We start from the raw sequence: 14,515 nt of genomic DNA on the forward strand, positions 1-14,515 counted from the left end.
AATCACTTCAAAAGATAAAACTAACTAACTCTTAAAACTGCATATTTGGACTTTTCGATTGAAGATAGTATAATAGAGCACCTAAAAAATGGCAACAAAAAAGCCATTACTCTTCTGTATGAAAACTATGCAGATGCGCTTTTTGGTGTTATAAAAAAAGTAATTAGTGACGACGATTTAGCACAAGATGTATTACAAATAACCTTAATTAAAGTCTGGAAAAAAGGCAAAAGCTATGACCCAGAAAAAGCCAAATTATTTACTTGGTTATACCGTATTGCATACAACTCTGCAATAGATAAAGTTAGATCTGTAAATAATAAAGCAACAAAGGAAATCCAAATTGAAAATTCAAACGTATATAAACTGACTACCAAAAGTTTAAACGAAGATGTGATGGATATAAAAAAACACATTCACACCTTAGAATTTAAATATCAAGAAGTCATTAACGCATTGTTTTTTGAAGGTATGACACAACAAGAAGCTAGTGAAGAGTTAAATATACCTTTAGGAACCATCAAATCTAGATTGAAAATTGCGTTACGTGAATTGAAAAAAATTTACAACCCTTAATTGTAAAAAGTGATGAATGTAAATGAACAAATAACTACTTTTTTAAAATCTAATTTATTAGATAAATACTTGATAGGTCAAACTACAGCTTCAGAAACTGAAGAGGTAGAACATTATATAAACACCTATCCAGAAGTTAAAAAAGTTTACGAAAAACTACAGGACAAGCTAGAACTTTCAGCTCAAATAAATGCTGTAAACGCCCCTAAAAATGCATTAGATAACATTTTAAATACATTAGAAGAAGACACACCTGTTGTACCAATGCAGCCTAATAAACCAAAAAGAAAATGGTTTAGTCTAGCAATTGCTGCAAGTGTAGCAGCTTTACTTTTTGCTGGTAGTTCTGCATATTTATTCGTACAAAACTCAAATCTATCTAACGAAAATCAAGTTATCGTAGACGAGATTTTTGACCTTAGAAGTGATATTGCAAAAAACAACAGTCGTTTAACTGATGTATTAGAGCAATTTAAACAACTTAACAACCCAGAAACAGAAAAGTACGTATTAAAAGGTAACCGAAGTGCAAAAGACTTAAAAACCGTAGCTTACATCAATCCAAAAGAAAAAAAATCTATGATAGATGTAGTGTCTTTACCTCAATTACCGGATGATCAAGTCTATCAAATCTGGGCAGATATCCAAGGAAAAATGGTTAGTTTAGGTATTTTAACAGAAGCCGATAGAAAACTTCAAGAAATACCTTATACAGAAGATGCTTTAGGTTTAAGCATATCTGTAGAACCAAAAGGCGGAAGCTTAGAACGATCTAGCGATACACCTGTTGCAGAAATCTCTTTAAAGCTTAACGACTAAAACATTTCAATTAATAAAAGTAAAAAGCCATACCAAAAAGTATGGCTTTCTTTTTGGTTTAATTTGTATTAAAATTAATATCTTTGCAGTAACAAAAAGATACTTTATTTTGAAACTTTTATTAATAACATTATTACTTCTAGGATTAGGTATTGCTGGTATTGCTATAAAAATTTGGGCAAAAAAAGATGGTAAATTTGCAGGCACTTGCGCTAGCCAAAACCCAATGCTTAACAAAGATGGTGATGCTTGTGGTTTTTGCGGAAAAACTCCAGATCAATTCGATTCGTGTAACGAGCCTCAACACTCTTAATAAAACATGATAATACTTGATATACTGTTCTACAGTTTTATAATTGTAGTTATCATTCAAGTATTATACTATGCTGTACTTTTTGGTAGTTTTTCTTTTTCAAAAACAGAATCAAAAGCTACTAAAAGTAACTTACCTATTTCGGTCATTATTTGTGCTAAAAATGAAGCCGAAAACATCAAACGTTTTTTACCTTCAATTTTAAATCAAGATTATCCAAACTTTGAAGTTGTTTTAATTAACGATGCTTCTATTGATGATACTTTAGATGTTTTTGAAGCTTTCGCTGAAAAACATAATAACATAAAAATTGTAAACGTAGAAAATAACGAAGCGTTTTGGGGCAATAAAAAATATGCCCTTACATTAGGTATTAAAGCAGCAAAACACAAACATTTACTATTTACAGATGCAGATTGTAAACCTGTTTCTAATCAATGGATTTTTGAAATCATTTCACATTTTACAGAACAAAAAACTATTGTTTTAGGTTATGGCGCTTATCAAAAAATTAAAAACTCATTTTTAAACAAACTTATTAGATACGAAACCTTACTTACTGCAACACAATATTTTTCTTTTGCTAAAATAGGCATACCATATATGGGCGTAGGTAGAAACCTCGCTTATCATAGTGATGAGTTTTTTAACGCTAACGGTTTTATAAACCATATAAAAATAAGATCTGGTGATGATGATTTATTTATTAATGAAGTCGCCACCGAAAAAAACACAACTATTTGTGTAAATCCTCAAAGTTTTACCATATCTCTACCTAAAACTAATTTTAAAGATTGGTATAGACAAAAACGCAGACATGTGTCTACTGCAAATCTTTATAAATTTAAACACAAATTTTTGTTAGCGCTATTTTATATTAGTCAGGTTTTGTTTTGGCTTTTAGGAATAGTACTTATTTCAACACTTTATTTATGGCCATTTGTGTTAGGAATTATTATTTTAAGGTTTATCCTACAATTTTTAAGTATCGGATTTTCAGCAAAAAAATTAAAAGAATTTGACATAGTTTTTTTACTTCCTTTTTTAGAGACTTCTTTACTTGTCATACAATTCTGTATCTTTATAAATAATAAAATTTCAAAACCTAATTATTGGAAATAAAAGACGCTATAAAAAAAGCTAAAAACAACGACCAAAAAGCGTTTAAACAGTTACTAAACACTTATTGGGACCAAGTATATGGTTTTCAATTAAAACGTGTTGAAAACGAAAATGACGCAGAAGATATAACCATACAAACCTTCTCTAAAGCATTTGATAAGATTGAGACTTTTGACGAAAAATATACATTTAGCACTTGGTTAATTACCATTTCTAAAAATATACATATTGACATTGTAAGAAAAGAAAAAAACTCGATCAAACATGCACTATCTAGGACAGATGAAGAAGTATATAATGTTTTAGACGAAACACCTTCTGTTGAAGACAAACTAATTACAGAACAAAACCTAGCTAAACTACTTAGAGATATAAAAAAGTTAAAGCCTCATTACCAAGAAGTAATTAACTTAAGATATTTTCAAGAATACAGTTATAAAGAAATTTCTGAAGAGCTTAACGAACCTATAAACAACGTAAAAGTTAAATTATTACGAGCAAAAAAATTGCTTGCAGAGATTATTCAGAAAAAATAAATTTCACAATTAAATTCTCATACAATTTGCTAAAATTAGTTAACCAAGCTAAAGTTTTAAATCACACTTATAACTCGTATCTTTGCAAGTAGAAAAATAAACTATGAATACAGAGAACGTTTCAAATATATTACCAGAAAGAAAACCTAAACCAAAATGGTTACGAGTTAAATTACCAACTGGTAAAAAGTATACCGAATTAAGAGGCTTAGTAGACAAGTACAATTTAAATACCATTTGTACTTCTGGAAGTTGTCCAAATATGGGCGAATGTTGGGGAGAAGGAACTGCTACTTTTATGATTTTAGGTAACGTTTGCACAAGATCTTGTGGTTTTTGTGGTGTAAAAACAGGTAGACCAGAAGATGTAGATTGGGACGAACCTGAAAAAGTTGCTCGTTCTATCAAAATAATGAAAATTAAACATGCCGTTTTAACTAGTGTTGATAGAGACGATTTAAAAGACATGGGAAGTATCATGTGGGCAGAAACTGTTAAAGCTGTACGACGCATGAATCCTGAAACAACAATGGAGACTTTAATTCCAGACTTTCAAGGTATCGAAATGCATATTGATAGACTTATTAATGTTGCTCCAGAAGTTATTTCGCACAACATAGAAACCGTAAGACGCTTAACTAGAGAAGTACGTATACAAGCAAAATACGACCGTAGTATGCAAGTTTTAAAATATTTAAAACAGCAAGGACAACGCCGTACAAAATCTGGTATAATGTTAGGTTTAGGCGAAACTAGAGAAGAAGTTATTGAAACACTTCACGATCTTAAAGAAAACGACGTAGATGTTGTAACTATTGGACAATACCTACAACCAAGTAAAAAACACTTACCGGTAAAGCGTTTTATTATGCCTGATGAGTTTAAAGAATACGAAGAAATAGGACTTAAATTAGGTTTTAGACATGTAGAAAGTAGCGCTTTAGTTCGTTCATCTTACAAAGCTCAAAAACATATTAATTAATGATAACGGTTGCTATTAACGGTTTTGGTCGTATTGGTAGACGTGTTTTTAGATTATTACATAATCATCCATCCATAAAGGTTGTTGCTATAAACGATTTGGCAGATGCTAAAACATTAGCTCATTTATTAAAATATGATAGTATACATGGTGTTTTTCCTGCTGAAATTTCTTCAACAGAAAATACAATAATAGTTAATAATAAATCAATCCCATTATTTAACAAAAAGCACCCTAAAGAAACCGATTGGTCTTTAGTTAATCCTGATTTTGTAATTGAGTCTACAGGAAAATTTAAAACGTCTGAAGATTTAGAATTTCATTTAAAGAACGGAGCTAAACGAGTAATTTTAAGTGTTCCTCCAACCGAAGATGATATTAAAACCATTGTTTTAGGTGTTAATGAAAGCAGTATTAATGGCGAAGAAAAAATAATATCTAACGCCTCTTGTACTACTAACAACGCTGCACCAATGATTAACATCATTAATGATTTGTGTGGTATAGATCAAGCTTACATTACAACAGTACACTCTTATACTACAGATCAAAGTTTACACGACCAACCTCACAGAGATTTACGTCGTGCCAGAGCTGCTGGACAAAGCATTGTCCCAACCACAACTGGAGCAGCAAAAGCTTTAACTAAAATTTTTCCTGAATTATCAGATGTTATTGGTGGTTGTGGTATTAGAGTTCCAGTTGCTAACGGATCTTTAACAGATATTACTTTTAATGTTAAAAAGACAGTAACAATTGAAGAGGTTAATCAAGCTTTTAAAAATGCTTCAAAAAACCAATTTAAAGGCGTTTTAGAATATACAGAAGACCCTATAGTATCTATTGACATTGTTGGCAATACACATTCATGTATATTCGATTCTCAAATGACCTCTGTCATAGGTAATATGGTAAAAATTATAGGTTGGTACGATAACGAAACTGGTTACTCTAGCAGAATTATTGACTTAATTAACTATTTATCGAATAAATAGTTAATTTTATCTGATAAATATTTATATTTGTTTGATGTGTAATGCTATGAGTACCCTAACCAAAACATACCTACTATACTTATTTATAGGCCTATTTGGTCTTAATCTATTTGCTCAAGAAGAGTTAACTCAAACTGAAATTGAGTCAATTCAAGAAAGTATAGATTTTGACATTAATTTTGCTCAAAAAAACATAGACAATAACGAGTATTACAAAGCTCAAGACGACTTAGAACAAGCACTAGAATTAGCACAACAAATTAATGACAATAAAAGTATTGGCTTAATCTACTCAAAAATGGGTAAATTGTATTACATACAAGAAAACCCAGAAGAAGCCACCAAAATCCTTGTAAAAGCAATAGAAAAACAGCGCTTTGCTAAAGACAATATAAATATTGCAGAAACCTATAAAACCCTAGGATTAGTATATCTTAATCAAAAAAAGGAATACAATAACGCTATAGATTACTTTAATTCTGCAGAAGTGATTTTTGAAAACGAAGATTTACACTCCTTTGAAGCAGAAACTAAAATGTATAAAGCAGACGCTTACTACATTTTAAAAAACTATGAAATGGCAGATGAGTTATATGAAGATGCTATTAGCCTTTCAAAAAGATATCAACACAATCAATTATTAAGTATAAACTATTTAAAATCTGGACTAACAAAAGCTGCTTTAAACAACATTGAAGAGGCTGAAGAACTTGCTGATTTAGGATTTCAAATTGCAGAAAAAAATGGGTTTATAGATATTATAAGCACTGGTTATAAAATAAAAAGCGACATTAAAGAAGCAGCTGGCGACTATAAAATATCTAATTCTCTACTAAAAAAGCACCTTAAATTAAATGACTCTTTGCTTCAAGTAAAACGCTCTTATTTAGCAGAAGATAAAAAACTAGATTTTTTATATGAAAACCCAATAGAGTATCAAAAAGAAAGAGAAGCAGATTTACAAAAAGAGGCAAACTCTTCATGGTTAGAAAAATTAACTACCATATTAAGTATTGCTTTAATTACTATTCTTTCTCTATTAACATTATCGCTTTACAAAAACAATAATATTAGATTAAAATCTAACAACATTTTACATAAAAAAAATGCAGAGCTTACCGTTGCTATGGAAAAAGCAGAGCTTGCAACAAAAACTAAAGCAAACTTCTTATCTACAGTAACACATGAGCTAAGAACACCATTGTATGCCGTTACAGGACTTACAAATATGCTATTAGAAGAAGACCCAAAACCTGAACAAATACAGCATTTAAAATCTTTAAAATTTTCAGGAGATTATCTACTAACTTTTATTAATGACATCCTTCAAATTAACAAAATTGAAGCTAATAAAGTAGATGTAGAACCTGAAGTTTTCAACCTAAAAAAGAAAGTAGAGAACGTTATTTCTGCATTAAACAATTCTGCGTTAGATAATAATATTAACATTCATTTTGAATACGACCGTAATCTACCAGAAAACTTTAATGCCGATCAATTAAAAATATCTCAAATTTTAATTAATCTAATTGGTAACTCTATAAAATTTACTAAAGACGGCGATATTTGGATTAGAATTATTCAGCAAAAAGTATCTGGAGATAATCTTGAAGTTAGATTTGAAATTGAAGATAATGGTATTGGTATAAGTGAAGAGAAGCAACAAAATTTATTTGAAAGTTTCTCTCAAGGCTCTATTCAAATAAACCGTAAATATGGCGGTACTGGTCTAGGACTTTCTATCGTAAAAGGATTAATAGACATTTTAAAAGGAAAGATTTATTTAAAAAGCGAACTTGGAAAAGGAACCACTTTTTATTTTGAATTACCTTTAAAAAGAAGTCACGAAGAAGTTAAAGTAGAAAAAACGACTTACTTTAAAGATGTAGACGAAATAGAATTAAGTAACATTAAGATTTTAGTTGTAGAAGACAACAAAATTAACCAAATGATTACACGTAAAATTCTAAATAAAATGAATTTATACTGTGACGTTGTAGATAATGGTGAAGAAGCTGTAGACAAAGTTAAAACAGGCAGTTACGATGTTGTTTTAATGGATATACACATGCCTGGAATAAGCGGTATTGAAGCCACAAGAATGATTAGAGCATTTGATAGAGAATTAACCATTTTTGCATTAACAGCAGTTACTATTGAAGATAAAATGCAAGAATTTGAAGAAGCTGGTTTTACAGACATCATACCTAAACCTTTTAAACAAGAAGATTTTGAGCGTAAACTTTACAATGCTTTAATGTCTGATGGTTCTCAAATTAGCCAAGAGTAAACGCTTTAACTAAAGCATCAAATTGTTCTGAATTATCAATAACTGTTTTAATTGGTAAAAAGTATAATTTACCTTTTAAAACAGCTTCATTTTTAAGACGCATATAATCTTTTTCTGTAGTCACAATCTTATCTAATTCTGAAAGCTTTTTAATATCGTTTTCAGTAAAATTATGATGATCTTTAAACTCGATATGATTAAAATCTAAGTATTGAGATTTTAGATAATTCACTAAAGGCTTTGCATTTGCAATACCAGTTACTAAAGTAAAAGATTCAAGTTTGTTTACACTAAACTTTTCTGTTTCATTTAAAACAGAATTACCATAACCAATATGACTAAAAAACACATGTTGATATACCTTTGGTTTCAACTTTAAAACAATAGCTTCTTTATCATTTTGACTCAAAAATTCAGGACATTTAGTCACCACAATTATATTAGCTCTTTTTGCCCCTTTTTTTGGTTCGCGTAGATTTCCTGTTGGTAAAACAAAGTCATCTACATAAAGATTATTATACGTTGTTAGTAAAACATTATAACCTGCTTTTACTTTTCTATGCTGAAACGCATCATCCAAAATAACAACTTCTGGTTTTGTTTTTAAAGCTCTTAATGTTGATATGCCATGTTGCCTATCTTCATCAACTGCAACTGTAATTTCATCTTTAAATTTATGATAAAATTGAAATGGCTCATCACCTAATTCCGTAGCTGTAATATTATCTTCTGCTAATAAAAATCCTTTTGTTTTTCTTCCGTAACCTCTACTTAAAGTAGCTAAATTTGTTTCTTCTTTTAGTAACCTAATTAAGTATTCAACCATTGGTGTTTTTCCTGTACCTCCTGCACTTAAATTACCAACACAGATTATAGGAAAATCATAGCTCGTGGACTTAAACCAACCTTTATCGTAAGCTAAATTTCTAAACCAAGTCACTAAAAAATAAATTGGCACAAAAGGAAAAAGTATGATTCTTATAAACTTCATTTTAAGATAAAATTTCTGTTTTATTTTAACAGATTACAGTAACGAAAGTAAATATTTTATATTTGTTTTAAATTATTAAACCTAAAAAAGTATGCTAATAAAAGACATTATTAACGCTTTAGAAGAAGATGCACCATTACACTATGCAGAAGATTTTGACAATGTTGGTCTTTTGGTTGGCAATAAAAATACCGAAGTAACTTCGGCTTTAATCACATTAGACACAACTGAAGATGTTGTAGAAGAAGCTATTGCAAAAAATTGCAACTTAATAATCAGTTTTCATCCTATTATTTTTAAAGGTTTAAAAAGCTTAACAGGCAAAAATTATGTAGAGCGCACTGTGTTAAAAGCCATAAAAAACGATATTGCTATTTATGCCATCCATACCGCTTTAGACAATTACAAAAAAGGTGTAAACGCTATGCTTTGTGACCGATTAGGCTTGGTTAATCAACGCATTTTAATTCCGCAAAAACAAACCATAAAAAAACTAACAACATTTGTTCCTAAAGCAGAAGTAGAACAACTTCGTAATGCACTATTTAGCGCAGGAGCAGGAAGCATCGGTAATTATAACCATTGTAGTTTTAACGTAGAAGGTATTGGCACATTCAATCCTAACGAAGACGCAAATCCTACTATTGGTAATATTGGTGAAACACATTACGAAAACGAAACAAAAATTGGCATTACATTTCCTAAACACTTAGAAAACAAAGTTTTAGAAACATTATTTAAATCACATTCTTATGAAGAAGTTGCTTACGAGGTAACTACTTTAGAAAACACAAATCAAAATATAGGAATGGGAATGATTGCTGAATTTGAAACCGCTATGACAGAAGTTGATTTTTTAAATCATCTTAAGCAAAAAATGAAGGTTTCAAACATTAGACACACTCAATTTTTAGAAAAACCAATCAAAAAAGTAGCGGTTTTAGGTGGTTCTGGTAGCTTTGCTATTGGTGCTGCAAAAGCATCAGGCGCAGACGCTTATGTCACTGCAGACCTTAAATATCACGACTTTTTTCAAGCAGAAAACAACATCCTTTTAGCAGATATTGGACATTACGAGAGCGAACAGTACACAAAAAACGGTTTAGTAGCAATACTTACAAAAAAAATTCCTAATTTTGCATTCGTTTTATCAAACACAAATACCAATCCTGTTAAGTATTTTTAAAATATGGCAAAGAAGAAAGAAGCAACAGTAGAAGAACGTTTAAGAGCATTATACGATCTACAATTAATCGACTCTAGAATAGACGAGATAAGAAACGTTCGTGGAGAACTACCTTTAGAGGTTAGCGATTTAGAAGATGAAGTTGCGGGATTAAAAACAAGACTAGAAAAATTAGAAGAAAGTCTTAATAATATTGATACTGAAATTTCTGATAGAAAAAATTTAATTGAAGAATCTAAAGCTTTAATTAAAAAGTACACAGAACAACAAAAAAATGTTAGAAATAACAGAGAATTTAACTCTTTAAGTAAAGAAATTGAATATCAAGAATTAGAAATTCAATTAGCTGAAAAGCACATTAGAGAATTTAAAGCTCAAATCGAGCAAAAGAAAGAAGTAATTGCTAAAACTAAAGAGCATACTAAAGATCGTGAAACACACCTTAAACACAAAAAAGGTGAATTAGACGCTATTTTAAAAGAAACTGAAAAAGAAGAAAAAGCTTTAATTGAAAAGTCTGAAGAGTCTAAAAATAAAATAGAAGATCGTTTAGTAAAAGCCTACGAGAGAATAAGAGCAAACGTAAAAAACGGTTTAGCTGTTGTACCGATTGAAAGAGGTGCATCTGGAGGATCTTACTTTACAATTCCGCCACAAGTACAAATGGAAATTGCATCACGTAAAAAAATTATTACAGACGAGCACAGTGGACGTATCTTAGTAGATTCAGCTTTAGCAGACGAAGAGCAAGAAAAAATGAACAAGTTATTTGCTAAGTTATCATCTTAAGCTATATAACAAAACAAATATTTTATCAGAGTCTTCAATAAATTGAAGACTCTTTTTTTTAAGACAATTTTATAAAAAACAAATTAAGGCTTTAGTTACTTTTACGTCTAAAGATGAAAAAGAAACTTATTATGAAACGATTACTACCTATCCTATTACTTACGCTACTTTTTAGCTGTAATAATCAAGCACAAACAAACCCAAAACAAGAAGCAGTAAAAAACGCTAAACCTATTGAAGTACCTTTAAAAAACGGATTAGCTAAAGCATATTTTGCTAGTGGCTGTTTTTGGTGTGTAGAAGCTGTTTACGAAAGTGTTAAAGGTGTAGATGAAGCTATAAGTGGTTATTCTGGCGGATATACACAAAACCCAACTTACGAGAAAAGTAACACTGGATTAACGGGTCATGCCGAAGCTGTAGAGGTAATTTACGACCCTAAAGTTGTTAGTTTTTCAACCTTAGTAGATGTATATTTTGCATCACAAAATCCAACACAAGTTAATGGACAAGGACCAGATCGTGGATCTCAATACCGTTCTATTATTTTTTATCAAAATGATGCACAAAAGAAAATTATAGAAGAGAAAAAAGCTGCTTTAGCTAAACAATTAAATGCTACAATTGCTGCTGAAGTCTATCCGTTTCAAAAATTTTGGAAAGCAGAAGATTATCACCAAAACTATGAGAAGCTACATCCTGAAAACCTATATATACAAAACGTTTCTATACCTCGTTTAAAAAAGTTTCAAGCTAAAATGCCTGAAGTTTTAAAGGAAAAACACTAAACTTTCTTAGCCTTTATCTCAAAAATTAAAGGATACAATTTATCTTTAGTAACGTACATTTCAGATTTAGTTTTTTCTAAATTTGGAAGTACGTTATAAGGACTTTCATCATACTCGTTTAAATAATCAATACGTAGACCAGCTTCGGTTAATGCGTTAATGACTTCGCTTAAACCATGGTTCCAACCATATTCTTTACTTATCATTTTAGAATCAGTATCTGCGTAAGTCCCTTCGTATTCTTCATAAATAGCTTCATCTTGCATGTAACCATATTTCATTTTTGGTTGTCCGTCTAAATAATCAAACATCCAAACTATTGGATGAAACTCGACCATATAAAATGTACCTCCGTCTTTTAAACGCTCTGCAATCATTTTTCCCCAAGGTTTTAAATCAGGTAACCAACCTATTACACCATAACTAGTAAAAACAATATCAAACTGCTCTTTTACATGTTGTGATGTATCCAAAATATTACAACATATAAAGTTGGCATCTAATTTTAGTTGATTGTTTAATTGTTGCGCAAGTTTTACACCTTCGTCACTTAAATCTATTCCTGTACACTTTGCGCCTAACCTACTCCAACTTAAGGTGTCTTGACCAAAATGACATTGCAAATGCAATAACGACTTACCTTTTACATCTGGTATAGCTTTTAACTCGTATGTATTAAGAGAGTTTTCGCCATTTATAAATGCTTCTAATTTGTAAAAGTCACTATTGGCGTGCGCTTTTACTTTTTCATTCCAAGTGGCTTTGTTTGTGTTAAAGGCGTCGTTAAGGTCTTTCATTTTTGTAAATTAATGATGATAAATTTCATCTAAAATTAAACTAAAAAATTGATTCCGAATTTCTATTACGTATTTTTGCAAAAAAACTTATGAGATTACTTTATACAATTTCTATACTTTCAATTTTACTTTTTAGTTGTAAAAATGAAACTAAACAAGTCCAAAAAGAAGAATCAAAACCAACTACTACTGCCGAGATAATTGCTAACAACTATGGGTTTAAGCAGTTTAAAAACATTAAAGAAATAGCATTTACTTTTAATGTAGATAGAGATAGTTCTCATTACCAACGCTCTTGGATATGGAAACCTAAAAGTAATGATGTAACTTTAATTACTGCTAAAGATACAATTACCTACAACCGAAAATCTATTGATAGTACATCTATAAAAGCAGATCAAGGCTTTATTAATGATAAATTCTGGTTGTTAACTCCATTCCAATTAATGTGGGATAAAAGTGCTACAATATCAAAAGTTGTAAAAGCTAAAGCACCAATAAGTAAATTAGAAACTAATAAAATAACTATTACCTATCCTAATAATGGAGGATATACACCTGGTGACGCTTATGATTTTTATTTTAATGATAATTACCTTATTACCGAATGGGTTTATAGAGAAGGAAATAAAAAAGAGGCTTCATTAATTACAACTTTTGAAAACCACAAAGATTTTAATGGTATTAAAATTGCTTTAGAACATAAACAAGCAGATGTTAATTGGAATTTAAACTTTACTGATATAAAAGTTACCACAGAATAAACCTTTCGGTTTTTTAATCTTAATTTTGTCTTATATAATGTAAGTTTCACGTGGGTTTAAAACTTAAAACGTATAGCTTACATTTTCCGCCATATGGCGTCTATATATATTTGCGCTTTGATTATATCAAGGCGCTTTTTTGTAGTCTTCTAGTGTAAAGTAGATCTGGGTACCATGTCCTAAGGCACTTTCTATTTTTATTTTTCCTCCTAAGATATTTATATAAGCATTAGCAATGGTTAACCCAAGTCCTGTACCATGTAAAGCAGACTCATTATCTAAATCTACTTTATAAAAAGGCAATCTTACTTTATCTAGATCTTTGTCGGCTATACCAATACCCGTATCTTGAATTTTAAACTCTACTTTTTTATTGTTTAAAATATTACAAATTACATTTACTACTCCATAAGGTTTAGTAAATGTAATAGCATTTTTCACTAAGTGTTTAAGTGCTTCATAAAGCTTTTCTTGGTCACTCAATAGCCTATACCCTTGCTTTATTTCTACAGTAATCATTAGTTTAACTTTATGCGCTTTAGCTAAAGGGGAAAGATCTGTTTTTACGTTTTCTAAAAGACTTTCTATATTTATAGACTCTGTATCAATAGTATATAAACCAGACTCTATTTTAGATACTTCTACAACATCATTAAATACTTTCAGTATTTTATTACTATTAGTTTCTATGATATTGAAGTATTCTTTATTTTTTTCATCAATATTTAAACTCGATTTTAATAACGCTGCACTACCTAAAACACTGTACATAGGTGTATTAATTTCATGACTCATGTTACCCAAAAATGCTGTTTTTAACCTATCCGATTGCTCTGCTTCTTCTTTAGCTTTAATTGTTAATTTATTTTCTTCTATCAATCTATCCTGAAGCTCTGCTTCTTTAAGTAATGCTTTATTTAGCTGTTTAATTAAAAATGCCACACAAAACACAGTAAGTAAAGAGAATAATATATTATTAATAAACACAGTCATTAACCCTTCAAACGGACCTTCTACATAAAAATTAATTTCAATAATTTTAAAATACTTTATAACTAATACTAAAAAATAAAATAATGCTGTAAGTAAAACCGTATAAACACCTGCTTTTGTACCACTATAAAGTGTTACAAGTATGCTAACCATATAAAGTAAAATTGGTCCATTTCCTCCTAATCCTAAATCCAAAACCAGACAAAGTGAAAGCACAAAAAAGTTAACAGTAAAAATTTGTTTTCTATGTTTTAAACTAAGTGGCTTATAGAAAAAAGCAAAAAACAATAAAATTATAGCTAACGTATCTATGTATAAAATAAACAATTTATCTAAAACTATTGCTGCTGTAATACTTGGCACATAAGCTACAGAGCCTAGCAAAACGGTTAAAGTTATTATTGAAATAAAAAGTTTATCCCTGTAATAAGATAGACGATCTGTTTCATTTTTATGATTTTGCATATCTAGATAAGAGATATACCATCTTTGATATTTACGTAGAAAATCTCTTACCATTTACGTTAAAGTTAGTTTCATAAAAAATCAATCAAAAAAATTAAACTACTAATGT

15 protein-coding genes are annotated in these 14,515 nt (G+C 29.9%); 12 read left to right on the top strand and 3 right to left on the bottom strand.

What is annotated here, in order from left to right:
• Nucleotides 1-45: 45 nt before the first annotated feature.
• The 8 genes from H574_RS0108975 (at nt 46) to H574_RS0109010 (ending at nt 7,633) form a co-directional block, all read left to right on the top strand.
• Nucleotides 46-576, top strand: coding sequence for an RNA polymerase sigma factor (locus H574_RS0108975; RefSeq protein WP_027880257.1), 531 nt, complete (start codon nt 46-48; stop codon nt 574-576).
• A 12-nt stretch (nt 577-588) separates the two neighbouring features.
• Nucleotides 589-1,395: an anti-sigma factor gene (locus H574_RS0108980; protein WP_027880258.1), complete on the top strand. Its 807-nt coding sequence runs from the start codon at nt 589-591 to the stop codon at nt 1,393-1,395.
• A 109-nt stretch (nt 1,396-1,504) separates the two neighbouring features.
• On the top strand, nt 1,505-1,708 hold the full coding sequence (locus tag H574_RS0108985) for a hypothetical protein (RefSeq protein ID WP_027880259.1): 204 nt from the start codon (nt 1,505-1,507) through the stop codon (nt 1,706-1,708).
• 6 nt (nt 1,709-1,714) lie between these two features.
• Nucleotides 1,715-2,830 (top strand): glycosyltransferase, encoded by a 1,116-nt coding sequence (locus H574_RS0108990; protein ID WP_027880260.1) that lies wholly within the window; start codon nt 1,715-1,717, stop codon nt 2,828-2,830.
• The gene (locus H574_RS0108995) at nt 2,821-3,366 is read left to right on the top strand and encodes an RNA polymerase sigma factor (protein ID WP_027880261.1); all 546 of its coding nucleotides are present in this window, start codon (nt 2,821-2,823) and stop codon (nt 3,364-3,366) included. Before H574_RS0108990 ends, H574_RS0108995 begins: the two co-directional genes overlap by 10 nt.
• 103 nt (nt 3,367-3,469) lie before the next feature.
• Nucleotides 3,470-4,348, top strand: a complete 879-nt coding sequence (lipA, locus tag H574_RS0109000; protein ID WP_027880262.1) for a lipoyl synthase — start codon at nt 3,470-3,472, stop codon at nt 4,346-4,348.
• Nucleotides 4,348-5,343 carry a type I glyceraldehyde-3-phosphate dehydrogenase gene (gap, locus tag H574_RS0109005; protein WP_027880263.1) on the top strand — a complete coding sequence of 332 codons (996 nt, stop codon included), beginning with the start codon at nt 4,348-4,350 and terminating at the stop codon, nt 5,341-5,343. The genes lipA and gap overlap by 1 nt, the downstream gene beginning before the upstream one ends.
• 46 nt (nt 5,344-5,389) lie before the next feature.
• Complete coding sequence (locus tag H574_RS0109010) at nt 5,390-7,633, top strand: ATP-binding protein (RefSeq protein WP_027880264.1); 2,244 nt, start codon at nt 5,390-5,392, stop codon at nt 7,631-7,633.
• Here H574_RS0109010 and lpxK read toward each other — a convergent pair.
• Nucleotides 7,620-8,624 carry a tetraacyldisaccharide 4'-kinase gene (lpxK, locus tag H574_RS0109015; protein WP_027880265.1) on the bottom strand — a complete coding sequence of 335 codons (1,005 nt, stop codon included), beginning with the start codon at nt 8,622-8,624 and terminating at the stop codon, nt 7,620-7,622. The genes H574_RS0109010 and lpxK overlap by 14 nt on opposite strands.
• A 91-nt stretch (nt 8,625-8,715) precedes the next feature.
• Between lpxK and H574_RS0109020 the strand changes: the two genes are divergently transcribed.
• The 3 genes from H574_RS0109020 to msrA all read left to right on the top strand — a co-directional run bounded on the left by H574_RS0109020 (nt 8,716) and on the right by msrA (nt 11,387).
• Nucleotides 8,716-9,810, top strand: a complete 1,095-nt coding sequence (locus tag H574_RS0109020; RefSeq protein ID WP_027880266.1) for a Nif3-like dinuclear metal center hexameric protein — start codon at nt 8,716-8,718, stop codon at nt 9,808-9,810.
• A gap of 3 nt (nt 9,811-9,813) precedes the next feature.
• Nucleotides 9,814-10,599, top strand: coding sequence for a zinc ribbon domain-containing protein (locus H574_RS0109025; RefSeq protein WP_027880267.1), 786 nt, complete (start codon nt 9,814-9,816; stop codon nt 10,597-10,599).
• Between the two features lie 131 nt (nt 10,600-10,730).
• Nucleotides 10,731-11,387 (top strand): peptide-methionine (S)-S-oxide reductase MsrA, encoded by a 657-nt coding sequence (gene msrA, locus H574_RS0109030; RefSeq protein ID WP_027880268.1) that lies wholly within the window; start codon nt 10,731-10,733, stop codon nt 11,385-11,387.
• Here the strand turns inward: msrA and H574_RS0109035 are convergent.
• Nucleotides 11,384-12,184, bottom strand: a complete 801-nt coding sequence (locus H574_RS0109035) for a class I SAM-dependent methyltransferase (protein WP_027880269.1) — start codon at nt 12,182-12,184, stop codon at nt 11,384-11,386. The two genes, msrA and H574_RS0109035, sit on opposite strands and share 4 nt — an antisense overlap.
• An 89-nt stretch (nt 12,185-12,273) precedes the next feature.
• Between H574_RS0109035 and H574_RS0109040 the strand changes: the two genes are divergently transcribed.
• Nucleotides 12,274-12,948 (top strand): hypothetical protein, encoded by a 675-nt coding sequence (locus tag H574_RS0109040; protein WP_027880270.1) that lies wholly within the window; start codon nt 12,274-12,276, stop codon nt 12,946-12,948.
• 126 nt (nt 12,949-13,074) lie between these two features.
• On the opposite strand, the gene H574_RS14430 is transcribed toward H574_RS0109040, so the two are convergent.
• Nucleotides 13,075-14,460, bottom strand: coding sequence for a sensor histidine kinase (locus tag H574_RS14430; RefSeq protein ID WP_027880271.1), 1,386 nt, complete (start codon nt 14,458-14,460; stop codon nt 13,075-13,077).
• Nucleotides 14,461-14,515: the final 55 nt, after the last annotated feature.

It is taken from the genome of Mesoflavibacter zeaxanthinifaciens DSM 18436, assembly GCF_000422365.1.
GTDB lineage: Bacteria > Bacteroidota > Bacteroidia > Flavobacteriales > Flavobacteriaceae > Mesoflavibacter > Mesoflavibacter zeaxanthinifaciens.